Below are 25,578 nucleotides of genomic sequence, written 5' to 3'. Positions count from 1 at the left end.
CGGACTGTAGTCCGCTAACGACGTGGGAGGAAGCACATGAGCAACACCCCCGCCCGGATCGCGATCGCTTTTCACTCCGGGTATGGCCACACCGCTAAGCAGGCCGAGGCGGTCGCCGCCGGTGCCGAGTCAGTGCCGGGCACGGTGACCGACCTCGTCCCGCTCGACGAGCCGCTGACCGACGACGTGTGGGCGCGGCTGACCGCCGCGGACGCGATCATCTTCGGAACACCGACGTACATGGGCAGCCCGAGTTGGGTGTTCAAGAAGTTCGCCGAGGAGAGTGTGCGGATCTGGGCCGCCGACCTGGCCTGGCGGGACAAGATCGCCGCCGGATTCACCAACTCGAAGGCGATGTCCGGTGACAAACTGAACAGCCTGGTCGACCTCGCCGTGTTCGCCGCCCAGCACGGGATGATCTGGGTCGGGCTGGACATCTACCCCGGCTGGGCGGAGAGCACCGCGAGCATCGAGGACCTCAACCGGCTCGGCAGTTGGCTGGGTGCGATGGCGCAGTCCGACGCCGATCTGTCGGCCGAGAAGGCGCCGCCGGCGACGGACCTGCGGACCGCGGCGGCGCTCGGCGCTCGGGTCGCGGTCGTGACGCAGCGGCATCTGCGGGGAGCGCTGGCGGCCTGATGGCGTGGCTCGTACTTCTCGCTGCTGCGGCGTTCGAGATCGCGTTCGCACTCAGTCTGAAACCGAGCGAGGGTTTCAGCCGCCTCTGGCCGACCCTCGGCGTGCTCGTGTTCGGTGTCATCTCCGTCGTCCTGCTGGCCAGGACCCTGGACCGCCTCCCGGTCGGCACGGCGTACGCGGTGTGGACCGGCCTCGGCTCGGTCGGGGTGGTCACCCTCGGCATCGTCCTCTTCGACGAACCCCTGACGCCTGCCCGCCTCGCCTGTATCGCCCTGATCGTCAGCGGCGTCGTCGGCCTGCGGTTAGTGGGAGCCGAGTAGACGGATTGGTGAGGGGCCGGCGTCCGCCGCCGGGTGGTGGTGCGGGAGGGCGGTACTGCCGGGTGATGGTGCGGGAGGGCGATGCCGCCGGGAGGTGGGGCGACGGCGGTGCTCCCGGGAGGGCGGTTGGGGGCTGGGCGCTAGTGGGGGGTGCGGCGGCGGGGGCGGGAGCGGGTGGGGAGGGGGACGGGGTGGGTGTCGTCGAAGGCGCCGGGGGTGACGGTGCCGGGCGCGGGGCTGTAGCCGGAGACCAGGCGGCGGTAGGAGTCCCAGGTGCTGGCGCGCAGCGGAACGTTGCCGATGGCATCTACCTGGGTGATCGGGTAGTGGCCGTCCTCGATCAGGGCCCAGAGGTCGCCGTCGTGGCGCAGCTGCCGCAGTTCGCCGAACAGCTCCCGGCCGAACCAGCACGGATACCCGTGGCCGTCGGCGTACCGGATGACTCCGATCGGCGTCGCGGGACCGGCGACCTCGGCGACGAGCGACCACACGGCGGCCGGCGTCACGCCAGGCTGGTCGCCGAGCAGTACGACGATGCCGTCGGTGCGGCGGTCGACCGCGTCCAGCGCCGGCACGATCGACGAGCTGCCGGTGTCCGCATGCGGTGACTCGACCACGCGAACGCCGTCGAGGTTGACCCGCTCATGGATCTGCTCCGACGCGCTACCCAGCGTCACGACCAACTGGTCGAACCCGCACTCCAGGGCCGTCTCGAGAGTCGCGCCGAGCAGGGTTTCGCCCTGATAGGCAAGCAATTGCCGCGGTACGCCGAGGTGCGGTGAACTCTCCGCGGCGAGTAGCAACCCCGTGACGAACATGGCCGCATCAACCCCCCGCCCGGGATGGCGCACTCACGTAGGGCTCCTTCGCGCTGTTTCCCCGAGCGTGGACAAGCCGAGCATTGATGGAAACCCGCGGCAGACAGTTGTGTCAACGTGCGTCCGGTAAGTGGTCAAGAATGCCCGGAAATATGGTCGTTCCGGCGGTGACAGTACGCAGTTGAATGTCAGCGCAACGTCGAAGCAAACGCTTCGAGCGCGGGATATCCCGCATTCCCGGTCACGATCGTCGTGACGCCGGAACCGACCAGCACCAAGGCGTTCTCCTCCGTGCGGTCGAGCAGGACCTTGCGCTGCCAGGTCACGCCGCCGACCGTCGACGTGCCGTCGTCGGTGGTGCGGCCGAGCTTGTCGGCCGGGAATTCCCCGCCGGTGACATTGGACTGCTCGAGGCCGACGTATTTCTTCGCGTCGGTGACGACGCCGAGGTGCCAGGTGATCGGCTGCCGCTCCGGGGCGCGGAATTCGACGCTGGTCGCCGCCCAGCCGGCCGGCATCGGCTCCGGGCCACGGACCCAGGGGGCGACCTTCCGGGCGTCCTGCAGCTGGGCGGTGTACTCGACCGCGCGGACCTTCTCCTCTTTCGGCCGCCAGGTGACGATCATCAGGAACGCGACCACGACGAAACAGGCCAGCAGCGCCCAGACCATGTTGGTCAAGGTGCGCGCCTTGGCCCGGTCCTTCCGGTTCTGCTCGCGGTAAGTGATCGCCTCGGCCCGGGCGCGCGCCTTCTCCCGCGCCTCCGCCGCGACCCGCGGGTCCTCCGCCGCGACCCGCGGGTCCTCCGCCGCGGCCGTTGGGTCCTGGGTCCCGGCCCGCGGGTCCTCCGCCACGGCCCGCGGCGCATCCGTCGCCGCCCGCGGGTCGTCGGTTTGCGCGGGTGCGCTGTCGCCGGATGGGCCCTGACCTGTCGTACTCATGGCACCAGTGTCTCGCGACGCCCAATGCGCCCGAACAGCGCCCACACCGGTTGGCTACGATCCGTTGACATGAGCGACCCGACCACGCCACCTGCCCATCTGGAGGTCGACGCGCATGCGCCTGACCGCAACCTGGCCCTCGAGCTGGTCCGGGTCACCGAGGCCGCGGCGATGGCAGCGGGCCGCTGGGCCGGTCGCGGCGACAAGAACGGCGCCGACGGCGCGGCGGTGAACGCGATGCGCACGCTGATCGGCACGGTCGGGATGAACGGCGTGGTGGTGATCGGCGAGGGTGAGAAGGACAACGCCCCGATGCTCTACAACGGCGAGCAGGTCGGCGCCGGCGACGGCCCGGAGTGCGATGTCGCGGTCGATCCGGTCGACGGTACGACGCTGGTCGCCAAGGGCATGAACAACGGCATCGCCGTGATGGCGGTCTCCGCGCGGAACTCGATGTACGACCCCTCCGCGGTGTTCTACATGGAGAAGCTCGTGGTCGGCCCGGAGGCGGCGGATGTGGTCGACATCCGGCTCCCGGTCGCCGAGAACATCCGTCGGGTCGCGAAGGCGAAAGGCTCGTCCGTCGACGACGTCACAGTCGTCGTACTGGACCGGCCGCGGCACGAGGAACTGGCCCAGCAGATCCGGGCCACCGGCGCGCGGATCAAGTTCATCAGTGACGGCGACGTTGCCGGCGCCGTCGAGGCGGCTCGGCCGGATACCGGGCTGGACATGCTGCTCGGCATCGGCGGTACGCCGGAGGGCATCATCGCCGCCTGCGCGATGAAGTGCGTGGGTGGACTGATCCAGGGCCGGCTCTGGCCGCGCGACGACGAGGAACGGCAGAAGGCGGTCGATGCCGGCCACGACCTCGACCGGGTGCTCAGCACCGACGACCTGGTCAGCGGTGACGACTGCTTCTTCGTCGCGACCGGGATCACCGACGGCGAACTGCTGCGCGGTGTCCGCTATGGGCGCTCCACCGCACGGACCCACTCGCTCGTGATGCGCTCGCGCAGTGGCACGATCCGCAGCATCGAGAGCGTGCACCAGCTCGAGAAGCTGCGCGCCTACTCCGCCATCGACTTCGAGCACGCCAGATGACGGTGTTGAATTGCCGCGCCTCCGGCGCGGCGTGGTCATGGGGCCTTGGCTCCCGGCCTTCCCTCGTCGCTCCAGTCGCCGCGCTCCCTCCACTCCTCAGTCCAGGCCGGGAGGCCCCATGACCGCGCCCCTTCTGGTGATTGGCGAGGCTCTCGTGGACATCATTGCGCCCGCGCCGCGTACCACCCGCAACGGCAACGGGAAGAGCAAGGCGACCCCCGGTGGGTTCGCTGCGAATGTCGCGGTCGGTCTCGCGCGGCTCGGCGTACCGACCGAACTGGTGGCGCGCTTCGGGACCGACGCGTACGGCGACCAGCTCGGAGCACACCTGTTCGGGAACGGCGTCCAGCTCGCCCCTGGGGCGGTGGACCCCGGGTTCCGGACCAGCACCGCGACGGCGACGCTGGATGCGGCCGGGGTCGCGTCGTACCAGTTCGACATCACCTGGGATCCGCCGGCGTTGTCGTTGACGCGCGGGTGCCCGGCGATCCACACCGGTTCGATCGCAACCATGCTCGAGCCGGGGGCGACGGCGATCCGAAGCTTCCTGCAGTCGGTCGCGCCGCAACCGGTCACGGTGACGCTCGACCCGAACGCCCGGCCGTCGATCACCCCCGACCCAGTCGCGACGTGGGCCGCCGTACAGCAGCTGGCCGGACTGGCCGATCTGGTCAAGCTGAGTGATGAGGACTGCGAGTTCCTGCGTCCCGGCGTTGCGCCGGACGAGATCGCGGCCGAGCTTCTGGCGGTCGAGCGGACCCAGTGTGTGGTGATCACGCGCGGTGGGGACGGTGCGCTCGGGATCAGCCGCGACGTACGGGTGGAGGTGCCGGCGCCGGCGATCGAGGTCGTCGACACGGTGGGCGCGGGCGACTCGTTCATGGCTGCGCTGCTGGCCGGGCTGAACGCGCGCGGCCTACTCGGTGCGACCCGGCTGACCGGGCTGACCCCTGAAGACCTGCAGGATGTCGTGGACTACGCGGTGAAGGCGGCCGCGATCACCTGCACCCGGCCCGGCGCCGACCCGCCGACCGCCGCCGAGCACAAGGCGAAGTGGGGTTCCTGAAAGTGTCCGCCGAGACTTGGACGTCGGAACTGGAGTCCAAAGGCAGCGTGGTGTTCCGGCCGCGCCGGGTGCGACTAGCGATCCGGCTGGCCGGGTTCGCTCTGCTGATGGCGCTGTCCGCGTGGTCGAACCTCGACCATCTCCGCGCGGATGACGTGTCGGGGATGCTCGGCGTACTGCGGATCACGGCGCTGGCCGCGTTCGTCTACGGCACCGGGCTGACGCTGTGGCAGCTGATCACCAACCGTCCGGTCGTCCGGGTCGATGCCGACGGCATCACTCGCGGGCGGAGCCTGCGGTGGTCCGGGATCACCAGCATCGACGACCCGGCCGGACTGCCTGGGTTCCGGAGCGTGCTGATCCGGCCGGTCGATCGGCGGACGCGGCCGATCAGCATTCCGCAGGACAACGTCGAGGATCTGGACACGCTGACGCCCTGGCTGCGCTCGCTGCTCGATCAGCACCAGCCTTAGGACACGCTGCTCCGGACCGCGCTCAGGTGTTCGCGGGCGCAGGCCGCGGCGAGGTCGGTATCGCGGGCGCGGATCGCGTCGGCGATCGCCTCGTGAGCCGCCTGATCGTGGCGATGCCGGTGCTGGTCGTCGAGCTTCAGCATGTCGAGCATCGCCCGCCGGATCCGTGGCACGAACGTGTCGAACAGTTCCGTCAGTACGGCGTTGTGCGCGGCCGTGACGACCGCACGATGGAAGGCCAGGTCGGCCTCGACGTACCAGTCGTCCGGTGACTTCTCGGATGCGCGTTTCCGGTCCGCCAGCGTGTAGCGGAAGTTCTTCAGGTCGGCCGGCGTACGGCGGGCAGCGGCGAGCCGGGCCGCCTCGGTCTCGATCGCAAGCCGGCCTTCCAGGACATCGGTGATGTCGGCGCGGCGGAGGACTTTGTCCCAGTCCTCCGCGGCCTGGTGCGCGATCACGAACACACCGGCGCCCTGACGGCTCTCGAGCACACGGCGACCGGCCAGCTCCCTGACCGCCTCGCGGATCGTGGACCGGCCCACGCCCAGCTGCGCGGCCAGCGTCGTCTCGCCAGGGAGCTTCTGGCCGAGCGCCCACTCGCCACTGCCAATGCGGCGGAGCAGCTCCTCGGCGGCCTGCTCGGCGAGTGGGTGACGGCGAATCATGGCGGTCAGTCTAGTCGCCCGGAGTTCTCAGCTTGTCTGAGGAGTTGGTTTCGGGTTAGCGTGGTCGGCATGTCCTCGAACCTCTTGCTCGGCCTTCTCCTCCTCGGCCGCCACGGCGGGAGCTGATTCGATCGGCGCTCCCTCCGTGGAGTGCCGTCGTCCGCCGGTCTCACGCCAGCAAACCGAAGGACAGCTCATGGACTGGAACCGCCAGCAGCACTCCCCCATGCCCAGCCACCGCTACCGCGACATCTTCCGCAAGGTACCGGTCGCCCCGGTCGACCGCGAGTGGCCGGACCGCCGGATCAGCACCGCACCGCTCTGGGTGCCGGTCGACCTCCGCGACGGCAACCAGGCTCTCGCCGACCCGATGGATCCCGAGCGCAAGCGCCGCTTCTTCGAGCTGATGGTTGCCATCGGCTACAAAGAGATCGAGGTCGGCTACCCGTCCGCCTCGCAGACGGACTTCGACTTCGTCCGGATGCTGGCGACGTCGGACCTGGTACCGGACGACGTCACGACCGTCGTGTTCACACCGGCCCGGCCCGACCTGATCGCGCGGACCGTCGAGTCCGTGGCCGGGATGCGCGGTCAGGTGGTGATCCACATGTACGCCGCCACCGCGCCGGTGTGGCGGGACGTCGTACTGCGTCGTACCCGCGACGAACTGGCGTCGATGATCTACGCGGGGTCCGAGGAGATCCTGCGACGCACCGACGGGCAGCCGAATATCAGGTTCCAGTTCTCGCCCGAGGTGTTCAACCTGACCGAGCCGGACTACGTGCTGGAGTTGAGCGATCAGCTGACCAAGCAGTGGGATGCGACGCCGGAGCGGCCGGTGATCCTCAACCTGCCGGCCACGATCGAGGCCGCGACGCCGAACGTGTACGCCGACCAGATCGAGTACATGCACAAGAACCTGCCGCGGCGGGACGGCGTGATCCTGTCGGTGCACCCGCACAACGATCGCGGCACGGGCATCGCCTGCGCGGAGCTCGCCGTACTCGCCGGTGCTCAGCGGGTCGAGGGGTGCATCTTCGGCAACGGCGAGCGGACCGGGAACGTCGACATCGCGACGCTCGCGCTGAACCTGCACGCGCAGGGTGTCGACCCGATGATCGACTTGTCCGACATCGACGGGATCCGGGAGGTGGTCGAGTACTGCACGCGGATGCCGATCCATCCACGGCATCCGTACGTCGGGGAGCTCGTGTACACGGCGTTCTCGGGGACGCATCAGGACGCGATCCGGAAGGGGTTCGCCGTCCAGGGGCCGGGGCCTTGGGAGGTGCCGTACCTCCCAATCGATCCGATGGACGTGGGTCGGGGGTACGAGGCCGTCGTACGCGTGAACAGCCAGTCGGGGAAGGGCGGGATCGCGCACGTGCTGGAGACTGCGTACGGCGTTCGGCTGTCGGCGTCGCAGGAAAGGGCCTTCGCGCAGCACGTGCAGCGGCATACGGACCGGACCGGGCGGGAAGCGAGTGCGGAGGAGTTGAAGGCGTTGCACGAGGAGGTTTTCGGGTGCTCGAACTGAAGGACGTCGACTTCGTCCGGGACGGCAAGCTGCTGCTCGGCGGGGTGTCGCTGACCGTCGGCGAGGGTGAGCGATGGGCGCTGCTCGGGCCGAACGGCGCGGGGAAGAGCACGCTGCTCAACCTGTGCGGCGCGATCACCCACCCGACCCGCGGCACGGTCGAGATCCTCGGCCGCCGCCTCGGCACCGTCGACATCCGGGAGCTCCGCGAGTCGATCGGTCACGTCAATCCACGGCACCCGCTGCGGTCGCCGCTCGGCATCGTGGACATCGTGCTCACCGGGCTGACGGGGACGATCGAACTCATGCCTCGCTGGCAGCCGACGACGGCTCAGCGAGCGCGGGCTCTGGAGCTGATCGAACTGCTGGGCATCAGCGCCCTGTCCGCCGCGCCCTGGACCACGCTGTCCCAGGGCGAACGCGGCCGGGCGTTGATCGCCCGCGCGCTGATCTCCGACCCTCGTCTCCTGCTCCTCGACGAGCCGTCGACCGGCCTCGACGTCGCGGCCCGCGAGCAGCTCCTCGAAACCCTCGACCAGATCCAGGCGTCGCATCCCCACCTGGCCTGGGTCCTGGTCACCCACCACCTCGAGGACCTCCCCACCAGCACCACTCACGCCGCCCTCCTCCGCAACGGCCGAGTCCTCACCGCCGGCCCGGCGTACGACGTCCTCACCACAGGGCTGGTGTCCGACACCTTCAACCATCCGATCCAGATCCGGCAAGCCGCCGGCCGCTGGACCGCCACCGCCCGACGAGCTGGCCGACCGCGCTGACCACGCCGAACGCCCCTGCGACGGTGAACCCGAACACACCATCTGACCGCGCCGACTCGACAGCCGAGCTCAGGGCACCGACCAGCGCTCCGACGACGTCCTACCGGGCTTTCCGTGCATTACAGTGACCCTGCTCCGGGGGCGGGGACCTGAAGGCTGGGGGACACATGACGGTGATGGGCGAAGCGCCGCCTGAGGTGTGGGCGGAGGAGCTGCGGCGGACGGGGCGCGTAGTGTTCCCGCTTCGGCGGCGGCCCGTGATCTGGACATGCGCGTACCCATTGGTGGTCTCCACGGTCGTGCTGGCACTTTGGTTGCCGGACGCGCTGGAGGCGTCCCAAGCGGAGCGCATCAGCGCCTTTGCCGCCGTAGGGCTGTTCGTCTTCGCCATGGCTCTCGGTGTCTGGCAGGTGGTCACCCAGCGCCCGATGCTGACGGTCGACCACGACGGCATCCGCTTCCGAAGGAAGTTCAGGCCGTGGACGGAGGTGGGTGCCATCGGGATCGCGACCGGGCCGGTCTGGGCCAGGAAGTTGCCGATCATCCCGAAGGACGTGTGGGCGAAGGACCTCTTCCTCGGCCAGGCGAACGTCCGGGACCTCCCGGCCTTCCGTCGGTGGCTCGAAGTCCTGCTCGAGGAGCACCGCCGGTCCGCGGTCACGGGGAACGCCTGATGGCGATGGGAGAAGCCCCGCCCGAGACCTGGTCGGACGAGCTCCGGCGGGCGGGGCGGGTGGTCTTTCCGGTACGGCGGAAGCGGCTGCTGATCCAGCGTGGTTGCTTCGCCGCGGTGTTCGCCCTGGACCCCGCGCTGTCCTTCGACGACTGGCTCGACACTGGCGGCGTACGACTCGGGTCCGGCCTGCTATCCGTCGTACTCGTTCTCACCTTCGTCGGCGTCAGCGTCTGGCAGTTGATCACTCGGCGCCCCACCCTGACGGTCGACCACGAAGGCATCCGCTACCTGAAGACGCTCCTGCCGTGGGGCGAGATCGGCACCATCGGCCCAGCCCACGGCCCGGGCATCTTCCGCATCCTCCCCATCACCCCCGCGAACCGCTGGTCCCGCCAAGTCGTCCTGACCCAGGACAACGTACGAGACCTTCCCACCTTCGCCACCTGGCTCGCCCAGCAACTCGCCGCACGGCGCACCGCAGCGGATTAAGCAACCGGAGTGCTCTCGTTGAAGCGGACCACGAGTCGGGCGTGGAAAGCCTGGGCGATCCGTTCCAGCAGCGCGAGGGTCGCATCCCGATCAAGCCAGAACGCGCCTCCAGCAGCCGGGAGGTCAGGTGAGGCCGAGGCGTTTGGAGAGGCGGGGGCCTCGTTTGATTTTGATTTCGCCGAGGATGGCGGTGCCGCGGATGTGGAAGGTCTTGGGGTGAGCGGCGGGGGTGTTGGGGTCGGGGACGGCGCCGAGGCCGGCTTCCTGTTCGGAGACGGAGCCGAGGATCGGGTTGCTGTCGAGCATCACGATCGCGTTCTGGGGGACGCGGATCTTCACGTCGGCCAGGATCGACTTCACGTCGACGTGGACCTCGTCGAACGGGATCTGGGCCTCGGTGTAGTCCAGCGTGACATCGCCGAGGACCGCGTTCACCTCCTGACGCTGCGGCACGAGCCAGCCGCCGAGGCGCTTGGTCTCCGACATGAACGCGTTGATCACCGGGCCCGACTCGACCATCGCTCCGCTGTACTGCGGGCTGACGGCCGGGACTCCCGGTGCGCGCGGGCCGTTCGGCAGGTCGGCGGTGAGCTCGACGAGTTCGCCGTACGTCTTGGAGGCGTACAGAGTCTCCAGGCGCTCCTCGAGCTCGGCGTACGACAACCGCCCTTCGCCCGCGGCATCGCGCAGTACGTCGGCGACCTCCTCCCGCTCGTGATCCGACACCCGCCGGCGCAACGCCAGCTCGTCACCGGTCGGCGCCTGCGCGGGCACGGCGTCCTGCGGTCGATTCTCCTGGGGAACGTCATCCTGGGCCACGCCAAAACCATACGCGCGCCCCAGCCCCACCGCCGCCAGTTTCTTCCCCGATTCACCCCTGAGCACACCCCTGATCCGGGGGTCCATACTGTCCGCCATGACTTGGCCTGATGGAGTGCTGGGGCGGGCGCTGGCCGCGGTGTATCTGATCGCGTTCCCGGTGACGTACGCCGGTGTCGTGTGGATCCTGATCCGGCAGCGGACCGCGGACGAGCCGATGGGCGGCGTCGCGCCGATCCTGTTCGTCGCCGGTGGGCTCACGATCGTCGCGCTGTCCATCGTTCTCCGACGCCGGGTGCCCGAGCGGGCGAACAGGCTGACGAAGAACATGACCGGGGACGCGCGCGCCTACCACCGGCTCGCGCTCGGACTCGAACTGCGAGGGGCGTGGCGGACGCTGACAGGCCGGGGTGCGAGCACGAGCAGCCGGGGCTCGAACTAGGCTGGGAGGGCTCAGGCCACTTGTTTTGGAGGTATGTCGGTGTCCGCTGACTTCGATTACTCGGATCTGTTGCCGCTCGGGGCGGACGAGACGGAGTACCGGTTGCTGACGACCGAGGGTGTCAGCACGTTCACCGCCGGCGGCCGGACGTTCCTGCAGGTCGAGCCGCAGGTGCTGCAGGCGCTGACCGCGGAGGCGATGCACGACATCTCGCACTACCTGCGGACCGCGCACCTCGCGCAGTTGCGGCGGATCATCGACGACCCGGAGGCGTCCGGGAACGACCGGTTCGTCGCGCTCGACCTGCTGAAGAACGCGAACATCTCAGCCGGCGGCGTCCTGCCGATGTGCCAGGACACCGGCACCGCGATCGTGATGGGCAAGAAGTCCGAGGGCGTGCTCACCGGCGCGGTCGACGAGGAGTGGATCAGCCGCGGCGTGTACGACGCCTACACCAAGCTGAACCTGCGCTACTCGCAAATGGCCCCGCTGAACATGTGGGACGAGAAGAACACCGGCTCCAACCTGCCGGCCCAGATCGAGCTGTACTCGACCCCGGCCAAGGACGACCCGGCGTACAAGTTCCTGTTCATGGCCAAGGGCGGCGGCTCGGCGAACAAGTCGTTCCTGTTCCAGGAGACCAAGGCGGTGCTCAACCCGGCCGGGATGATGAAGTTCCTGGACGAGAAGATCCGCTCCCTGGGTACGGCGGCCTGCCCGCCGTACCACCTCGCGGTCGTGGTCGGCGGCACGTCGGCGGAGTTCGCGCTGAAGACCGCGAAGTACGCCTCCGCGCACTACCTCGACTCGCTGCCGACGGCGGGATCGCCGGTGGGGCACGGGTTCCGGGACGTGGAGCTGGAGGAGGAAGTCTTCAAGCTCACGCAGCAGTTCGGGATCGGCGCGCAGTTCGGCGGGAAGTACTTCTGCCACGACGTCCGGGTGATCCGGCTGCCGCGGCACGGCGCGTCCTGCCCGGTCGCGATCGCGGTGTCGTGCTCCGCGGACCGGCAGGCGCTGGCGAAGATCGCGCCGGAGGGTGTGTTCCTGGAGCAGCTCGAGCGCGACCCGGCCCGCTTCCTGCCGGACACGACCGACGAGCACCTCGCCGACGACGCCAACGTCGTCCATGTTGATCTGAACCGGCCGATGAGCGAGATCCGGGCGGAGCTGTCCAAGCTGCCGGTGAAGACGCGGCTGTCGCTGAGCGGGCCGCTGGTGGTGGCGCGCGACATCGCGCACGCCAAGATCAAGGAGCGGCTGGACGCGGGCGAGCAGATGCCTGACTACCTGCGCGATCACGCCGTGTACTACGCCGGTCCGGCCAAGACGCCCGAGGGGTACGCATCGGGGTCGTTCGGGCCGACGACGGCGGGGCGGATGGACGCGTACGTCGATCAGTTCCAGGCGGCCGGTGGATCGTTCGTGATGCTTGCCAAGGGCAACCGGTCGGCGAAGGTAACGGCCGCGTGCAAGGAGCACGGTGGGTTCTACCTGGGCTCGATCGGTGGACCGGCGGCGCGGCTGGCGCAGGACTGCATCAAGTCCGTCGACGTGATCGAGTACGCGGAGCTCGGTATGGAAGCTGTCTGGAAGATCCAGGTCGAGGACTTCCCCGCTTTCATTGTCGTAGATGACAAGGGCAACGACTTCTTCACCGACACCGCCAAGCCGGTCCCACTCACAGTCCGCCCGCGCAGCTGACTTCTTGACGGCTCCGGTCGTTCGCAGGACCCTCGGAATCGGGGGTGGTGTGATGGGGCGGCGGATGCTGAAGTTCGGGAACCGGATCGGCGTGTGGATGTACCGCACCCTCGACGGGCGGATGGCCAGCGGCAGCAAGGACGTCCACGTGCTGATGCTGACCACGCCCGGCCGTCGGACCGGCGTACCGCGCTCGACGTGCGTGCGCTACCTGGAAACGCCCGACGGCCTGATCGTCTGGGGCACCGGGTCGGGATCGCGCCAGGATCCGGACTGGTTCCGCAACCTGCGCGCCGCCGGGACGACCGACGTGCAGATCGGCGCGAAGCACAGCCTCATGCACGCCCGCGAGCTGACCGGTCCGGAGCGGCACACCGTGTGGACGAACGTCATCCTGCGCGAGGATCCCGGCATCGGCCGCTACGCGACGAAGGCCAAGCGCACGATCCCGGTGGCCCTCCTGGAGCCGGTCGGGAAGTGATGCTCAGCCGGCCTTGATATCGACGGGCTCGGGCAACTTGAGCATGAGCGTCTTCGCAGCCTGAACCAGGTCGGCTTCGTTGTGCCCGAAGGCCTGGAGGTAGCTTCGCAGCGCGGATCGCAGCAGCTGGAGCTCCTCGTCCTGCAACTCGATGGTGTACATGTTTCCAAGGTAAGTCCGAACCCGCTGGATGGAAGTGCTCGTGACCCACCCGTTGTGCGGGGTTTTTCAGCCCGTGCGGAGGAGGACTTGTCGGGTCAACTGTGCAGCTCCTCGGCGATCAGGTCGGGTTGGTGGGTGGTGGGCGCCGCGGGGAGGCGCCAGTGGGCCGGCGGGGTCCAGGATTGCCAGCCGTCGGAGAACGGCGAGGCCCACGCCTCGATCTCGCGGACGGCGGCGTGGGCGTCGGCGATGATGCGGTCGGCCTCGGCGGCGGTGTAGCGCCCGGCGGTCACCGCGCCTTCCAGTTCGTCCTCGTCCTTCCACTCGATCGTCCGGTCCGGATGGATCCACAGATCGAGGACGTGGTCGACCGTGCTGGTCCGAAGACCCTCCCGGACGTGCGGTGCCTCGAGGTTCACGTACCAGCCGCGGAACGTGCCGTCGTCGTCCCAGAAGTGCCAGACCGACCACGGCTTGCCCGGTGGCAGCACCTTGAGGATCCCGGTGCCGCGCCAGACGTCCAGCTTCAGCACCCGGTCCGCGGTGAACATCCCGACCGGACCGGCGTACCGGGTCTCCCGCCCGTCCACCAGCACCGGCTTGATCAGCGGCGTCCCCGGCGCGAGCCAGGCGACCAGCCCGTCCGCGTCGTCACGCACCACCGTCATCGGCCGGACGTTCGGTTTGTCCGCGTGCCGCCCGGTCCCCTGATACACCCACTCGATCGTCGTCCCCGGCTCCCAGGAGGCCGTCACGAGTCGGCCGGCCGGGTCATCGAGAGGACGTCGAGGGCGGCATCCAACTGCGCTTCGGTCAGGTCGCCCTTCTCGACGTGCCCGTTCTCGATCACGACCTCGCGGATGGTTTTGCCTTGTTTCACAGCGCTCTTGGCCACCGCGGCGGCGTTCTCGTACCCGATGTAGCGATTGAGCGGGGTGACGATCGACGGCGACGACTCGGCCAGCGCGCGGGCGTGCTCGACGTTCGCGCTGATGCCGTCGACGCAGCGATCGGCCAGCAGGCGGGACGTGTTGGCGAGCAGGGTGATCGACTCGAGCAGGTTGCGCGCGATCACCGGCAGCATCACGTTGAGCTCGAAGTTGCCTCCGGCACCGGCCACGGTGATCGCCGTGTCGTTGCCGATCACCTGGGCGGCGACCATCAGTGTCGCCTCGCAGATCACCGGATTCACCTTGCCGGGCATGATGCTCGACCCCGGCTGCAGGTCCGGCAGCGCGATCTCCCCCAGCCCGGCGCGTGGTCCGGACCCCATCCAGCGCAGGTCGTTGCAGATCTTCGTCAGGCTGACCGCGACCGTCTTCAGTTGCCCGGACAGCTCGACCAGGCCGTCCTGCGCACCCTGGGCCTCGAAGTGGTCCTCGGCCTCGCTGAACCGGAGCCCGGTCCGCCGGTTCAGCTCGGCGATCACGGCCGCGGCGAACCCGGGCGGCGTGTTGATGCCCGTCCCGACCGCCGTCCCGCCGAGCGGGAGCTCAGCCACCCGCGACAACGTCCCCCGGACCCGATCCGCCCCGCGACCCACCTGCTGCGCGTACCCGTTGAACTCCTGCCCGAGCGTCACCGGCGTCGCGTCCATCAGGTGCGTCCGCCCCGACTTCACCACCTCGGCGAACTCGGATCCCTTACGAGACAGGGAATCCGCCAGGTGCTCCAGCGCCGGCAGCAACTCGTGGACGACGCCGGCCGTCGCCGCGACGTGGATCGCCGACGGGAAGGTGTCGTTGCTGGACTGGGACGCGTTCACGTGGTCGTTCGGATGAACGTAGACGCCGTGCGACCGGGTTGCGAGTGTCGCGAGCACCTCGTTCGCATTCATGTTCGTCGACGTGCCCGAGCCGGTCTGGAACACGTCGATGGGGAACTCCGCGTCGTACTCCCCCGCGGCCACCTGGTCCGCGGCGGCCACGATCGCGGCAGCCCGCTCCCCGTCCAGCACACCGAGCTCGGCGTTCACCACGGCCGCCGACGCCTTGATCTGCGCGAGCGCGTGCACGAGCGCCGGCGCCAGCGGCCGCCCGGAGATCGGGAAGTTCTCCACCGCGCGCTGGGTCTGCGCCCGCCACAACGCGTCCCGAGGCACCTTGACCTCGCCCATCGTGTCGTGCTCGATCCTGAATTCCACGTTGTCACCCATACCTGCAGAGTACGTCGCTCCGCGTCGTCCCCGGCGACCGATCGTCAGCCTGTGGAAAACGAACCCTGGTACACGTAGTAGGTCTCGTCGCGTCCCTGCAGCGTCACCGGAACCGGCGTCACCTGGCAGGCGCCGAAGACCGACGAGACGGCCGACGCCAGCGCGTCCGACGCCGACGACGACCAGACCGTGAGTACGCCGCCGGTCCGCAACTTGGACCGGCACACGTTCAGGAACGACGACGAGTAGATCGCCGAGTTCTCGTTGTAGACAAGGAAGTCCGGGCCGTTGTCGACATCCAGGAGAATCGCGTCCAGGGACGCATCCGGTGTCGCGGTGACCACATCTCGGACGTCACCGAGCGAGACAGACACGCGGGGATCGTCGAGGACCGACGGCACCAGGCCGGACCGCATCCACGCCACCAGGTCGGGCTCGATCTCGGCGACGACCACCGAGCCCAAGCGGGCGTCGGCGAGCAGCGCACGGACGGTGTACCCGAGGCCCAGACCACCCACGAGCACCCGGTCGGGCCGCCGTACCGAGGTCAGCGCGGCCGACGCCAGCAGCTCCTCACTCGAGGTCTCGCGGTCGTCCATCACGAAGACGCCGTTCACCCGCAGTTCGAGGGCCCCGTCGTCGCGCCGGCGCAGAACCAGTTCGCCGCGTTCACTGACAGCCCGCGCCAGCTCGGTCAGCGTCAGTACCAACCCTTGGCCTGGGAGTGGCCCCAGGCGGAGCAGGGGGAGCCGTAGGTGTTCTCGATGTAGTCGAGACCCCACTTGATCTGGGTGACCGGGTTGGTGCGCCAGTCGGACCCGTAGGCCGCCATCCGGTTGCCGGGGAGGGCCTGCGGGATGCCGTACGCCGAGGAGGACGGGTTGTCGGCGTTGACCCGCCAGCGGGACTCCTTGTTCCACAGCTTCTCGAGACAGCTGAACTGGCTCTCACCCCAGCCGTGGTCGGGCAGGAGGTTCATCGCGACCTCCTTGGGCGTGCCCTCGAGCTTCTTCCGCTCGGCGTCGCGGCTGGCCCGCTCCTCCCGCGAGTTCGCGTCGGTCTTCTGCAGCGCCTGGTAGCGCTTGAGTGCGGCGTTCTTGGCTGCCTGCTTCAGGTCGGACTGGTCCTGCGCGGCCTTCCGCGCGGCCCGCTGCGCGGCCGCGACAGCCTCGACCTGGATCCGCATCCGGACGACCTCCTGGGCCTGCTCCTTGGCGGTCTTCGGCTGGATCGACGGCGTGGTGGCGGCACGGGCCTTCTCGCTGTTCAGCACGGCCATCTCGGCCCGCCCTGAGACCTGCTCCGAGGCGCTGCTGCTCCCGGGGGAGCTGAAGAGGTCGATACCGGCGACAACAGAGACGACGACGATCCCAGTCACTGAGAGAGCCGCGACGGAGCGCTTCGCTTTCATCTGTCCTTCCGAGAAAACCCGACCCCCGTCGGCTGCAACGAGAACATACTCTGGCGTAAACCGAGCGTGATCACAAGCAGGTCACGAACGAACGGTGCGGCCGCCTGTGTGGCGGCCGCACCGTCGGCCCGAAGTCTTACGCGTGCCTTACAAAATCAAATTACCTAAAACCCTACACACTCCTTACAACTGCAGGTCATCCAGCATCTCGGTGACCAGCGCCGCGATCGGCGAGCGCTCGGACCGTGTCAGCGTCACATGCGCGAACAGCGGGTGCCCCTTCAGCTGCTCGACCACGGCGACCACACCGTCGTGCCGGCCGACCCGCAGGTTGTCGCGCTGGGCGACATCGTGGGTGAGCACGACCCGTGAGTTCGCGCCGACGCGGGACAGCACCGTGAGCAGGACGTTGCGCTCGAGCGACTGCGCCTCGTCCACGATCACGAACGCGTCGTGCAGCGACCGGCCACGGATGTGGGTCAGCGGCAGCACCTCGAGCATGCCGCGGTCCATCACCTCGTCGATCACGTCACCGCTGGTGAGCGCGGCGAGCGTGTCGTACACGGCCTGTGCCCACGGCTGCATCTTCTCCGACTCCGAGCCGGGCAGGTACCCGAGCTCCTGGCCGCCGACCGCGAACAACGGCCGGAACACCACGACCTTCTTGTGCTGCCGCCGCTCCATCACCGCTTCCAGCCCGGCGCAGAGCGCGAGCGCCGACTTACCGGTACCCGCCCGGCCACCGAGCGAGATGATCCCCACGTCCGGGTCCAGCAGCAGGTCGAGCGCGACCCGCTGTTCGGCCGACCGGCCACGGATACCGAACGCCTCCCGGTCGCCGCGGACCAGCCGGATCCGCTTGTCCGGCATCACCCGGCCGAGCGCACTGCCCCGGTCGGACAGCAGCACCAGCCCGGTGTGGGTCGGGAACTCACCGGCCTGCGGCAGCTCCAGTACGCCGTTCTCGTACAGGTCGTCCACGTCGTGTGTCTCGACCTCGAGCTCGCTCATCCCGGTCCAGCCGGACTCCAGCGTCAGCTCGGCCCGGTACTCCTCGGCCATCAGGCCGCAGGCCGACGCCTTGACCCGCATCGGCAGGTCCTTCGAGACCAGCGTGACGTCCTTGCCCTCGGCCTTGAAGTTGCAGGCCACGGCCAGGATGCGGCTGTCGTTGTCGCCGAGCCGGAAGCCGGCCGGCAAGGTCTCCGGATCGGTGTGGTTCAGTTCGACCCGGAGGGTTCCACCCTTCTCTCCCACTGGCAGGGGCGCGTCCAGACGTCCATGAAGGATCCGGAGCTCGTCGAGCAGCCGCAGTGCGGTGCGAGCGAAGTAACCGAGTTCCGGGTGATGCCGTTTGCCCTCCAATTCGGTGACGACGACCACCGGGACGACCACCTCGTGCTCGTCGAACCGCACCATCGCGTGCGGGTCGGACAGGAGTACGGAGGTGTCCAGCACAAAAGTGCGCTGGGCCGGTGTGGATGAGGTACTTGACGCCTTGGCGTGGGTGGCAGCCATGTCGCACGTCCTCTCGGGCCGCGACGTGCACCACGCCCGGCCCACCAGTGGTTAGGTGTTGGACCGGGAGCTGGCCCGCGGATCTGGTGCAGATCCCCTTCGGACCGCCGCACGAGCGGATCCGGGAACCAGTGAGATCGAGACCTGGGGTCTCGGGTACTCCGTTCTGCCCCTCATGGGGCAACCGGCTGGCGAACGATTCTCAAGCTGATCGGGCCTCCCGCGACAGCCGGCTTCCCCTCCGACCGTCATAGTCAGGGTAGGAGGGTCCAGCAAACGCCGCAGCCCGACACGCCCGGCCACGGGGTTAACGGTGTGTTACACCTTCCGTCCCCGCGAGCTGTGGACGCGGGGTCAGGTCCCGAACCGGCGCTCTCGCTGCGCATAGCTGCGGACCGCTCGCAGAAAGTCGACGTGCCGGAAGTCCGGCCACAGCGCTTCACAGAAGTAGAACTCGCTCAGTGCGCTCTGCCACAGCAAGAACCCGCCGAGGCGCTGCTCACCCGACGTCCGGATGACGAGATCCGGGTCCGGCTGGCCCTTCGTGTACAGGTGCCGGGCGATGTGCTCGACATCGACCCGCTCGGCCAGCTCCTCGATCGAGATGCCCTGCGCGGCCTCCTCGAGCAGCAGCGAGCGGACTGCGTCGGCCAGCTCGCGGCGGCCGCCGTACCCGACCGCGACGTTGACCAGCATCCCTTCGATACCGTGCGTGTCCGCCTCGGCCGTCTTCAGCGCCTCGGCGGTGGCTCCGGGCAACAGGTCGAGCGCGCCGACCGGGTGGATCCGCCAGCGGCCGATCGCGGTCAGCTCCTCGACCGTCTGCTCGATGATCCGCAGCAGCGGCTCCAGTTCGTCGGCCGGACGGCTCAGGTTGTCAGTGGACAGCATCCAGACCGTGACGACCTTGACGCCGACGTCGTCGCACCAGTCGAGGAACTCGACGATCTTGTTCGCCCCGGCCTCGTGGCCGCGCGACACCGGGTCGCCGACCGCCCGGGCCCAGCGCCGGTTGCCGTCGATGATGACGCCGATGTGCCGCGGGATCCGGTCCGGCGACAAGGATCGCCGCAGCCGGCGCTCGTACAGGCCGTACACCGCATCGCGCAGTTTCTGCTTGCCAGGTGTCCGCATGGGCAGGGTGCTCCTCCAGTGCTCTCAGTCACGAGGCTAGCCCAGTTTCACCCCGGAACGAGAGGGCACAGAACAGCTTCGAGGAAGGTGTCAGGCAGATCGAACTTTCGCCGAAGTTCGTGCGTCGGACACGCGGGCGGCGGTGTGCCGATCGGTGATCTCGCCTACATTTCCTTCTTATGGACCATTGAACCTACGGTTGCGTAGGTTACGGTTGCGTAGGTACTGAACCGCCCGGCACCCCTCGAAAGGACGGCGATGACCGCTACCAGCGCACAGCCCCAGGAACTGGGCCACCGGCTCCCCGGCCGGATCAAGCCGAAGCTCCGGGGCTGGCTGCATGCGGGCACCTTCCCGTTCGCCACCGCCGCCGGCATCGTGCTGATCTGCCTCGCTCCGCATCCCAACGCCCGCTGGGCCGCGGCCGTCTACACGATGGGTGCGATGCTGTTGTTCGGCATCTCCGCGCTGTACCACCGGTTCTACTGGGGCCCGACCGGTGAGGCGATCCTGCGCCGGCTCGACCACAGCAACATCTTCCTGCTGATCGCCGGCACCTACACCCCGCTCGGAATGGTGCTGCTGCACGGCGAGGATCGCGCGCTGATGCTCGGCCTGGTCTGGAGCGGCGCCCTGCTCGGCATCCTGTTCCGGATCTTCTGGGTGCACGCTCCGCGCTGGCTCTACACGCCGATCTACCTGGCGCTCGGCTGGGTCGCGATCTTCTGGATGGGTGACATCTACCACCAGGGCGGCGCCGCGGTGGTCACGCTGATCGCGATCGGCGGCGGCCTCTACTCGATCGGCGCGGTCGTCTACGGCACCAAGCGGCCGAACCCGTCACCGCGCTGGTTCGGCTTCCACGAGATCTTCCACGCGTTCACCGTGGCCGCGTTCGTCTGCCACTACATCGCCGTCAGCATCGCGACGTACCGGGTCGGCTAGGCCGGGTGTGGTGATCCGGCCTCAGGCCCCGATCACCCGCAGGATCTCCCGGAACTCCTCGTAGCGCTCCAGGCCCAGTTGGTCCGCCCAGAGCGCTTCGACGCGCTCGATCGCGGCCCGGCTGAACGCGACCGCCTCCTCCCCGCGGGCGGTACGCCGTACCAGCCGGACCCGGCGGTCGGCACGGAGCCGGTCGGACTCCGTGTAGCCGAGCCCCTGCAGGTAGTCCACGTGCTGCCCGAGCGCCTGCTTCGTCATCAACGCGACCTCCGCCAGATCGGTGATCCGCGCCCCGTCCGGCGGAATCAGCTCGAGCAGCCGGTAGTGCGAGACCCGCAGGCCCGGGAAGTCGTCCGACACCGCCAGGATCTCCTCCCGGAGCCGCCGCAGTGCTCCTCCGAGCAATGCAGCGATGTGCTCCGGCCAGGGGCCCGGCGGCCGACCCGACAGGTCATTGACGGAAGTCATAAGGCCACTTTACTATCTCGATAGTAAGGCTGCTTTACTTCCTTCTGAAGATTGGCAGAAGGTCGGGGCGGATGCTGGGCAGCCAGACCGCATGGGGGGAACGACATGATCACCGCACTCGAGCCACTTGGCCGCGACGCCCTGGCCGGCGACGACTTCACCGCGCTGGTCCGGACGATCACCGGCGATCCGGCCGCCACGCCTGGCGACGTCCGGGTCGAACCGGTCGACTACCCGATCGGCACACCGAGCACCGCGGCGCTGCTCCGGCTTTTCGGTACGGCGACCACCACGGCCGGCGACACGGTCGGCTGGTCGTGTTTCGTGAAGAAGTTCCAGTCGCCGCGACACTGGGCGTACATCGACATGGTGCCCGAGCAGTTCCGGGCGGCGTTCATCCAGAACCTCCCGTGGCAGCTCGAGATCGCCGTACACCGCAGCGGCATCGCCGACGTCCTCCCGGACAGCATGCGCCTGCCCCAGGCCTACCGGATCGACGTGTACGACGACGACCGCGGCACCCTGTGGATGGAGAACATCGTCCAGGAGCCCGGTCCGTGGCCGATGGAGCGGTTCGAGCGAGCGGCGTACCTGCTCGGTCTGCTCTCCGCTCGGCGTCAGCCACATCTGGTCGAGCCACTGCTCCCCCGCGGCGACGTCACCACCCCGGGCGTCGGACTGCGGTACTACACCGGCGGGCGCGTGCAGACGTCCGCACTGCCGGCGATCGCCGACCCCGAGACGTGGCGGCACCCGCTGCTCGCCGCGGCGGTCTGCAACGTCGGCGACCACCGGTTGCGTGACGATCTGCTCGAGCTGGGCGAACGGTTGCCCGCCGTACTGGACGCTCTCGACGCGCTGCCACAGTGCTACCAGCACGGGGATGCGAGTCCGCAGAATCTCCTGGTGCCGGAGGGGACGGACGAGTTCGTGGTGATCGACTGGGGGTTCGACTGCCCGCAGGCGGTCGGGTTCGACCTGGGGCAGCTCCTCGTCGGGCTGGCGCACGCCGGCGAGCTGGCGTCCGAGGCGCTGCCGGCCGTGCACAAGGTCATCCTGAAGGCGTTCATCAAGGGCCTGGCCGAGGAGGGGATGCAGGTGACCGAAGAGCAGGTGCTGTACGGCTACCTCGGCTCGCTGTGCGCCCGCGCGACCTTCACCGCGCTGCCGTTGGAAGAGATCACCAGGATGAGCGACGGGGCCTCGCTCGCGCTGTTCGAGGAGCGTGTCCAGCTCACCCGTGCGCTGGTCGACCTCGTGTCACCGGTCGTCTGACGATCACATCTCAGTCGTGTCACAGCTGCAACGAATGGCACGTCTACGGGTATCCATGGTGCGTGAGGAACTTCAGCAGGTACGCAGTGGTCGCCGCGGTCGCCGGTCTCGTCCTGAGCGGGTGCGGCAACGAGTCCGACGGCGGCGTGGGCAACCCTCCGCCCTCCCCTGCGCCGAGTAGCGCACCGACTGTGACGCAGTCGACGCCGGTCGGGGCAGGGCTGCCGCTGACGGTGTCGAGGAAGGGTGGGTTCGCCGGCTTCGACGATCAGGTGCTGATCGGCACCGACGGTGTCGCCACGGTGAGCTCGCGCGGCAAGGACACGATCCGCTGCAAGCTCGACCCCACTCTGCTGGCGACCATCACCGCGGCCGCTCAGCAGGTCGACTGGGCGAGCCTGGTCGCCACCAAGCCGACGGTCAAGCACCCCGACGACATGATCCTGGCGGTCTCCGCGAACGGGAAGACCGCCCGGCTCGAGGACCCCAAGGTGAAGCCGCTGGCGGCCCCGGTGGGCAAACTGCTCACCGAAGCCGCCATCCCACCGGGCAAGCTGTGCAAGCCGGTCTAACTGGTCGTCAGTGCCACGTCATCGATGACGAAGCTGGTCTGCAGTGACGAGTCCTCCTGCCCGAGGAACCGCACGGTGACGGTTTTCCCCTTGTAGGCAAGGACGTTCAGCGTCTTCTGCACGTACGACGTGGTGCGGTCGACGTTCGAGTACGTCGCCAGCGTCGTGGTGGTGAAGTACGAGACCAGGTCGTCGCGAGCACCGTTGCCGGCCGGGTTGTCGTCGTACACGAAGTAGCCCGGGTTCGGCGACGCGATCATGTCGAAGTTCAGGTACAGCTCGATCTTGTCGCGCTCGGCCGCGGGCAGGTTGTTGACGTAGTACTTCGAACCGAGCAGGCCGAGCTCCTCGGCACCCCAGAAACCGAACCTCAATCGGTTCCTGGGGGTCTGCGCACTGGCGGCGTAGGCGAGGGCGGTTTCGAGTACGCCGGCGCTGCCAGAACCGTTGTCGTTGATCCCCGGACCGGCGCTGACGCTGTCCAGGTGCGAGCCGGCCATCACCACGTGGTTCGCGTCGCCGTGCGGCCACTCCGCGATCACGTTGTACGACGTACCGGCCGAGGTGGAGAAGGACTGCAGAGTGGTGGTGTAGCCGGCCGCGTCGAGCTTGGCCTTCACGTAGTCGGCCGAAGCCTTGTACCCGCCCGGCCGGTGTAGCGGTTGCCACCGTTGCTGGTGGCAATCGACTGCAGCTGGTCGAGATGGGCCTTGGTGTTGGTGACGGAGAAAGAAGAAGAATCCGGGGCGCGCGGGCCAGCGGGCGGTGGGCCGCGCGCCCCGGACGGGTTACCGCGTCAGCTCGCGGTGAGCGAGGTGTCGTCGATGACGAAGCTGGTCTGCAGGGAGGAGTCCTCCTGGCCGACGAACTTCACCGTGACGGTCTTGCCCTTGTACTGCGACACATTGAGCGTCTTCTGGACGTACGACGTGTTCTTGTTCAGGTTCGAGTACGTCGCCAGCGTCGTGGTGGCCGAACCGTCGACCACCTGCACCTTCGCCGTGTCGTACGCCGTCGAGGTGGTGGTCTCGGCGGAGTCGATCCGGATCCAGAACGACAGCGTGGCCGTGGTCGCCGAGGCCGGGATCGCGACCGACTGGCCGACGTTCTCGGTGGTGGCGCGACCGTTGCCCTGCAGCCACAGCTTCCAGCTACCCGTGCGCGCCGGACGGCCGGTGTCGTTGTTGATCGGGCCGGCGGTGCCGGTCCAGTTCACCGCGCCGGACTCGAAGCCCGGGTTCTGCAGCAGGTTGTCGCCGCTGGGCGGCGGCTCGGTGCCACCGCTGCACTTGGCCGCGCCGGCCGGGACCGAGATGCCGCTGAAGGCAGCCTCGATGCCCTTGCACTGGGCCGAGTCGGCGCCGTACAGCTCGACCGCGGAGGTGATGGCACCCTCGCGGGCGTCCTTGTAGGTGCTGCCCGAGCTCAGCTTGGTGCTCAGCGTGCGGTACCAGACCTTGGCGGCGACGTCGTGGCCGACACCGGTGATGGTGGCGCCGTTGCAGGCGGTGCTGCTGTGCGTCACACCGCCGATGACCTTGCTGCCGGTGCCCTCGGAGGCCAGGTAGAACCAGTGGTTCAGCGGGCCGGAGGAGTAGTGCGGGTCGAGTCCGCCGGTGCTGGTCGACCAGCAGTCCACGCTGGCTCCGTCCTTCGACGGCTTGTCCATGTAGCGCAGCGGGGTGCCGTTGCCGTTGATGTTGATCTTCTCGCCGATCAGGTAGTCACCCGGGTCGGACGAGTTGTTGGCGGAGAACTCGACCATCGTGCCGAAGATGTCGGAGGTGGCCTCGTTCAGGCCGCCGGCGTCGCCGGAGTAGTTCAGGTTGGCGGTCGCCTCGGTGACACCGTGGCTCATCTCGTGGCCGGCGACGTCGATCGCGGTCAGCGGATGGGTGTTGCCCTGGCCGTCGCCGTACGTCATCTGGGTGCCGTCCCAGAACGCGTTCACGTACGCGTTGCCGTAGTGCGTCCGGGACCGGGCGCCCTGACCGTTGTTGAAGATGCCGTTCCGGCCGTGGACGTTCTTGTAGTAGTCCCAGGTCAGCTGGGCGCCGTAGTGCGCGTCCACACCGGCGGTCTGGCGGTTCGACGCGGCGCCGGTGCCCCAGGTGTCGTCGGCGTCGGTGAAGGTGGTGCCGTTGCCGGAGGTCGCACCGTTGAGGTCGGTGGTGAAGTTGCCACCGCGGGTCGGGTCGGTCATGGAGAAGCTGCCCGACGTACCGATGCTGACGGTGCCGGAGTACATCGAGTTTCCGGTGCCGGTCTTGATCTCGTCGTCCTGGTCCAGCAGGGCGCCGGTCTTGGCGTCGATGAACGAGTGCAGCACCGACGGGGTCTGGTCCGGCTTCACGCCGGTGGTGACGACCTCGTAGGCGAGCACGGGCTTGCTCGGCGTCACGAAGACGACCAGCGATCCCTTGTTCGCGGTGGCCTTGAACTTGGCGGACTGCGCGGCCTTGGAGAGTGCGGCCGACTGGGACAACGTCGGCTTGGTCGCGACTCCGACGGCCTTGGCGCCGCGGTTGTAGGTGACCTGACCGACCGTCGCGCCCTTGCGCTTGACGATCAGATCGCCGCCGACGACCTTCAGGCCGTTGTAGGTGCGGTCGTAGCGGACGTACTCGGTGCCGTCCGGGTCCTTGACCACGTCGCGGACCACGAGTTGTTCACCACTGGCGAGTCCGAGGGCTGCGGCCGTCTGCGCGGTCAGCGCCTGTTCGGCCTGGACGGCGGCGGGCTGGTTGAAGCCGGACGCCGGGAGCGGAGCCGTACGTTGCACGGCACCCGCGGGTGAGCCGGTGAACGCCCCGGCAAGACCCGCTGCCGCGACGATGGCCACCGCCCCTGCTGATGTCAGTCGTCTCAAGACAACATCTCCTCACGGTGTGGTCGCTGTTTGGGCGCAGCGACCGAATTCAGTTGGGGACGCCGGATGCTGACTCAGCAGTGCCACTGCCTCATTTGTGACACTGTGTGTCGGGGCAT

29 protein-coding genes are annotated in these 25,578 nt (G+C 68.6%); 15 read left to right on the top strand and 14 right to left on the bottom strand.

Translation table 11 applies throughout. The features are described from left to right. The first annotated feature begins 36 nt into the window (after window positions 1-36). Window positions 37-639 (top strand): flavodoxin family protein, encoded by a 603-nt coding sequence (locus OG876_RS21945; RefSeq protein WP_328526774.1) that lies wholly within the window; start codon window positions 37-39, stop codon window positions 637-639. Beyond that, the gene (locus OG876_RS21940; RefSeq protein WP_328526773.1) at window positions 639-959 is read left to right on the top strand and encodes a DMT family transporter; all 321 of its coding nucleotides are present in this window, start codon (window positions 639-641) and stop codon (window positions 957-959) included. The genes OG876_RS21945 and OG876_RS21940 overlap by 1 nt, the downstream gene beginning before the upstream one ends. A gap of 140 nt (window positions 960-1,099) precedes the next feature. Here OG876_RS21940 and OG876_RS21935 read toward each other — a convergent pair whose 3' ends face one another. Further along, window positions 1,100-1,777 carry a nucleotidyltransferase family protein gene (locus tag OG876_RS21935; protein ID WP_328526772.1) on the bottom strand — a complete coding sequence of 226 codons (678 nt, stop codon included), beginning with the start codon at window positions 1,775-1,777 and terminating at the stop codon, window positions 1,100-1,102. Window positions 1,778-1,965: 188 nt separating this feature from the next. Then, window positions 1,966-2,718, bottom strand: coding sequence for a DUF4245 domain-containing protein (locus tag OG876_RS21930; protein ID WP_328526771.1), 753 nt, complete (start codon window positions 2,716-2,718; stop codon window positions 1,966-1,968). 69 nt (window positions 2,719-2,787) lie between these two features. Here OG876_RS21930 and glpX point away from each other — a divergent pair, with 69 nt between their 5' ends. From glpX to OG876_RS21915, 3 genes are all read left to right on the top strand, one after another. Next, a complete protein-coding gene (glpX, locus tag OG876_RS21925) occupies window positions 2,788-3,822 on the top strand; it encodes a class II fructose-bisphosphatase (protein ID WP_328526770.1) in 1,035 nt (344 codons plus the stop codon). Window positions 3,823-3,940: 118 nt separating this feature from the next. Continuing rightward, window positions 3,941-4,888 (top strand): carbohydrate kinase family protein, encoded by a 948-nt coding sequence (locus tag OG876_RS21920; RefSeq protein ID WP_328526769.1) that lies wholly within the window; start codon window positions 3,941-3,943, stop codon window positions 4,886-4,888. 2 nt (window positions 4,889-4,890) lie between these two features. After that, window positions 4,891-5,361, top strand: a complete 471-nt coding sequence (locus OG876_RS21915) for a hypothetical protein (protein ID WP_328526768.1) — start codon at window positions 4,891-4,893, stop codon at window positions 5,359-5,361. On the opposite strand, the gene OG876_RS21910 is transcribed toward OG876_RS21915, so the two are convergent. Then, on the bottom strand, window positions 5,358-6,026 hold the full coding sequence (locus tag OG876_RS21910) for a FadR/GntR family transcriptional regulator (RefSeq protein ID WP_328526767.1): 669 nt from the start codon (window positions 6,024-6,026) through the stop codon (window positions 5,358-5,360). The two genes, OG876_RS21915 and OG876_RS21910, sit on opposite strands and share 4 nt — an antisense overlap. Before the next feature lie 196 nt (window positions 6,027-6,222). Here OG876_RS21910 and OG876_RS21905 point away from each other — a divergent pair, with 196 nt between their 5' ends. The 4 genes from OG876_RS21905 to OG876_RS21890 all read left to right on the top strand — a co-directional run bounded on the left by OG876_RS21905 (window position 6,223) and on the right by OG876_RS21890 (window position 9,504). Continuing rightward, the gene (locus OG876_RS21905; protein WP_328526766.1) at window positions 6,223-7,563 is read left to right on the top strand and encodes a 2-isopropylmalate synthase; all 1,341 of its coding nucleotides are present in this window, start codon (window positions 6,223-6,225) and stop codon (window positions 7,561-7,563) included. Continuing rightward, window positions 7,551-8,339 carry an ABC transporter ATP-binding protein gene (locus OG876_RS21900; protein WP_328526765.1) on the top strand — a complete coding sequence of 263 codons (789 nt, stop codon included), beginning with the start codon at window positions 7,551-7,553 and terminating at the stop codon, window positions 8,337-8,339. The genes OG876_RS21905 and OG876_RS21900 overlap by 13 nt, the downstream gene beginning before the upstream one ends. Window positions 8,340-8,638: 299 nt before the next feature. Then, window positions 8,639-9,013, top strand: a complete 375-nt coding sequence (locus OG876_RS21895) for a hypothetical protein (RefSeq protein ID WP_328526764.1) — start codon at window positions 8,639-8,641, stop codon at window positions 9,011-9,013. Continuing rightward, the gene (locus OG876_RS21890) at window positions 9,013-9,504 is read left to right on the top strand and encodes a hypothetical protein (RefSeq protein ID WP_328526763.1); all 492 of its coding nucleotides are present in this window, start codon (window positions 9,013-9,015) and stop codon (window positions 9,502-9,504) included. The genes OG876_RS21895 and OG876_RS21890 overlap by 1 nt, the downstream gene beginning before the upstream one ends. Before the next feature lie 123 nt (window positions 9,505-9,627). Here the strand turns inward: OG876_RS21890 and OG876_RS21885 are convergent, their stop codons facing one another. Continuing rightward, window positions 9,628-10,323, bottom strand: a complete 696-nt coding sequence (locus tag OG876_RS21885) for a DUF1707 SHOCT-like domain-containing protein (protein WP_328526762.1) — start codon at window positions 10,321-10,323, stop codon at window positions 9,628-9,630. A gap of 97 nt (window positions 10,324-10,420) precedes the next feature. Between OG876_RS21885 and OG876_RS21880 the strand changes: the two genes are divergently transcribed. Genes OG876_RS21880 through OG876_RS21870 form a run of 3 tightly spaced genes read left to right on the top strand, consistent with a single transcriptional unit; the run spans window position 10,421 to window position 12,950 of the window. Then, the gene (locus OG876_RS21880; RefSeq protein WP_328526761.1) at window positions 10,421-10,765 is read left to right on the top strand and encodes a hypothetical protein; all 345 of its coding nucleotides are present in this window, start codon (window positions 10,421-10,423) and stop codon (window positions 10,763-10,765) included. A 33-nt stretch (window positions 10,766-10,798) separates the two neighbouring features. Further along, a complete protein-coding gene (locus OG876_RS21875; RefSeq protein ID WP_328526760.1) occupies window positions 10,799-12,469 on the top strand; it encodes a fumarate hydratase in 1,671 nt (556 codons plus the stop codon). A gap of 52 nt (window positions 12,470-12,521) precedes the next feature. Further along, window positions 12,522-12,950 carry a nitroreductase/quinone reductase family protein gene (locus OG876_RS21870; protein WP_328526759.1) on the top strand — a complete coding sequence of 143 codons (429 nt, stop codon included), beginning with the start codon at window positions 12,522-12,524 and terminating at the stop codon, window positions 12,948-12,950. Window positions 12,951-12,953: 3 nt separating this feature from the next. Here the strand turns inward: OG876_RS21870 and OG876_RS21865 are convergent, their stop codons facing one another. From OG876_RS21865 to OG876_RS21835, 7 genes are all read right to left on the bottom strand, one after another. Continuing rightward, entirely contained in the window at window positions 12,954-13,112 is a 159-nt protein-coding gene (locus tag OG876_RS21865) for a hypothetical protein (protein ID WP_328526758.1), read from the bottom strand. Window positions 13,113-13,207: 95 nt separating this feature from the next. Beyond that, window positions 13,208-13,828: a DUF402 domain-containing protein gene (locus tag OG876_RS21860; RefSeq protein WP_328526757.1), complete on the bottom strand. Its 621-nt coding sequence runs from the start codon at window positions 13,826-13,828 to the stop codon at window positions 13,208-13,210. 35 nt (window positions 13,829-13,863) lie between these two features. Continuing rightward, a complete protein-coding gene (locus OG876_RS21855) occupies window positions 13,864-15,267 on the bottom strand; it encodes a class II fumarate hydratase (RefSeq protein ID WP_328526756.1) in 1,404 nt (467 codons plus the stop codon). Window positions 15,268-15,311: 44 nt separating this feature from the next. Next, window positions 15,312-15,977: a spermidine synthase gene (locus tag OG876_RS21850; RefSeq protein WP_328526755.1), complete on the bottom strand. Its 666-nt coding sequence runs from the start codon at window positions 15,975-15,977 to the stop codon at window positions 15,312-15,314. After that, on the bottom strand, window positions 15,968-16,678 hold the full coding sequence (locus tag OG876_RS21845) for a hypothetical protein (RefSeq protein WP_328526754.1): 711 nt from the start codon (window positions 16,676-16,678) through the stop codon (window positions 15,968-15,970). The genes OG876_RS21850 and OG876_RS21845 overlap by 10 nt, the downstream gene beginning before the upstream one ends. Before the next feature lie 183 nt (window positions 16,679-16,861). Next, window positions 16,862-18,196 carry a PhoH family protein gene (locus OG876_RS21840; protein ID WP_328526753.1) on the bottom strand — a complete coding sequence of 445 codons (1,335 nt, stop codon included), beginning with the start codon at window positions 18,194-18,196 and terminating at the stop codon, window positions 16,862-16,864. 354 nt (window positions 18,197-18,550) lie between these two features. Continuing rightward, window positions 18,551-19,330, bottom strand: a complete 780-nt coding sequence (locus OG876_RS21835; protein ID WP_328526752.1) for an isoprenyl transferase — start codon at window positions 19,328-19,330, stop codon at window positions 18,551-18,553. Window positions 19,331-19,588: 258 nt separating this feature from the next. Here OG876_RS21835 and trhA point away from each other — a divergent pair, with 258 nt between their 5' ends. Next, the gene (trhA, locus tag OG876_RS21830; RefSeq protein ID WP_328526751.1) at window positions 19,589-20,275 is read left to right on the top strand and encodes a PAQR family membrane homeostasis protein TrhA; all 687 of its coding nucleotides are present in this window, start codon (window positions 19,589-19,591) and stop codon (window positions 20,273-20,275) included. A 21-nt stretch (window positions 20,276-20,296) separates the two neighbouring features. Here the strand turns inward: trhA and OG876_RS21825 are convergent, their stop codons facing one another. Continuing rightward, entirely contained in the window at window positions 20,297-20,743 is a 447-nt protein-coding gene (locus OG876_RS21825; RefSeq protein WP_328526750.1) for a MarR family winged helix-turn-helix transcriptional regulator, read from the bottom strand. Window positions 20,744-20,848: 105 nt separating this feature from the next. On the opposite strand from OG876_RS21825, the gene OG876_RS21820 reads away from it, so the two are divergent. Then, window positions 20,849-22,018, top strand: coding sequence for a phosphotransferase (locus tag OG876_RS21820; protein WP_328526749.1), 1,170 nt, complete (start codon window positions 20,849-20,851; stop codon window positions 22,016-22,018). Window positions 22,019-22,080: 62 nt separating this feature from the next. Further along, complete coding sequence (locus tag OG876_RS21815; RefSeq protein ID WP_328526748.1) at window positions 22,081-22,590, top strand: hypothetical protein; 510 nt, start codon at window positions 22,081-22,083, stop codon at window positions 22,588-22,590. Here OG876_RS21815 and OG876_RS21810 read toward each other — a convergent pair. Next, window positions 22,587-23,210: a M20/M25/M40 family metallo-hydrolase gene (locus OG876_RS21810; protein ID WP_328526747.1), complete on the bottom strand. Its 624-nt coding sequence runs from the start codon at window positions 23,208-23,210 to the stop codon at window positions 22,587-22,589. The genes OG876_RS21815 and OG876_RS21810 overlap by 4 nt on opposite strands. 176 nt (window positions 23,211-23,386) lie before the next feature. Then, window positions 23,387-25,432: a M4 family metallopeptidase gene (locus OG876_RS21805; RefSeq protein ID WP_328526746.1), complete on the bottom strand. Its 2,046-nt coding sequence runs from the start codon at window positions 25,430-25,432 to the stop codon at window positions 23,387-23,389. Between the last annotated feature and the right edge of the window lie 146 nt (window positions 25,433-25,578).

The organism is Kribbella sp. NBC_00359 (assembly GCF_036097425.1).
Taxonomy (GTDB): Bacteria; Actinomycetota; Actinomycetes; order Propionibacteriales; family Kribbellaceae; genus Kribbella.
This window is presented reverse-complemented; position numbering and strand designations above follow the sequence as displayed.

Bases quoted from the DNA above. Each gene is read 5' to 3' on its own strand.
- OG876_RS21945 (WP_328526774.1), top strand. From the start codon at position 37: ATGAGCAACACCCCCGCCCGGATCGCGATCGCTTTTCACTCCGGGTAT.
- OG876_RS21940 (WP_328526773.1), top strand. From the start codon at position 639: ATGGCGTGGCTCGTACTTCTCGCTGCTGCGGCGTTCGAGATCGCGTTC.
- OG876_RS21935 (WP_328526772.1), bottom strand. From the start codon at position 1,777: ATGTTCGTCACGGGGTTGCTACTCGCCGCGGAGAGTTCACCGCACCTC.
- OG876_RS21930 (WP_328526771.1), bottom strand. From the start codon at position 2,718: ATGAGTACGACAGGTCAGGGCCCATCCGGCGACAGCGCACCCGCGCAA.
- glpX (WP_328526770.1), top strand. From the start codon at position 2,788: ATGAGCGACCCGACCACGCCACCTGCCCATCTGGAGGTCGACGCGCAT.
- OG876_RS21920 (WP_328526769.1), top strand. From the start codon at position 3,941: ATGACCGCGCCCCTTCTGGTGATTGGCGAGGCTCTCGTGGACATCATT.
- OG876_RS21910 (WP_328526767.1), bottom strand. From the start codon at position 6,026: ATGATTCGCCGTCACCCACTCGCCGAGCAGGCCGCCGAGGAGCTGCTC.
- OG876_RS21905 (WP_328526766.1), top strand. From the start codon at position 6,223: ATGGACTGGAACCGCCAGCAGCACTCCCCCATGCCCAGCCACCGCTAC.
- OG876_RS21890 (WP_328526763.1), top strand. From the start codon at position 9,013: ATGGCGATGGGAGAAGCCCCGCCCGAGACCTGGTCGGACGAGCTCCGG.
- OG876_RS21880 (WP_328526761.1), top strand. From the start codon at position 10,421: ATGACTTGGCCTGATGGAGTGCTGGGGCGGGCGCTGGCCGCGGTGTAT.
- OG876_RS21875 (WP_328526760.1), top strand. From the start codon at position 10,799: ATGTCGGTGTCCGCTGACTTCGATTACTCGGATCTGTTGCCGCTCGGG.
- OG876_RS21870 (WP_328526759.1), top strand. From the start codon at position 12,522: ATGGGGCGGCGGATGCTGAAGTTCGGGAACCGGATCGGCGTGTGGATG.
- OG876_RS21865 (WP_328526758.1), bottom strand. From the start codon at position 13,112: ATGTACACCATCGAGTTGCAGGACGAGGAGCTCCAGCTGCTGCGATCC.
- OG876_RS21855 (WP_328526756.1), bottom strand. From the start codon at position 15,267: ATGGGTGACAACGTGGAATTCAGGATCGAGCACGACACGATGGGCGAG.
- OG876_RS21845 (WP_328526754.1), bottom strand. From the start codon at position 16,678: ATGAAAGCGAAGCGCTCCGTCGCGGCTCTCTCAGTGACTGGGATCGTC.
- OG876_RS21840 (WP_328526753.1), bottom strand. From the start codon at position 18,196: ATGGCTGCCACCCACGCCAAGGCGTCAAGTACCTCATCCACACCGGCC.
- OG876_RS21835 (WP_328526752.1), bottom strand. From the start codon at position 19,330: ATGCGGACACCTGGCAAGCAGAAACTGCGCGATGCGGTGTACGGCCTG.
- trhA (WP_328526751.1), top strand. From the start codon at position 19,589: ATGACCGCTACCAGCGCACAGCCCCAGGAACTGGGCCACCGGCTCCCC.
- OG876_RS21825 (WP_328526750.1), bottom strand. From the start codon at position 20,743: ATGACTTCCGTCAATGACCTGTCGGGTCGGCCGCCGGGCCCCTGGCCG.
- OG876_RS21820 (WP_328526749.1), top strand. From the start codon at position 20,849: ATGATCACCGCACTCGAGCCACTTGGCCGCGACGCCCTGGCCGGCGAC.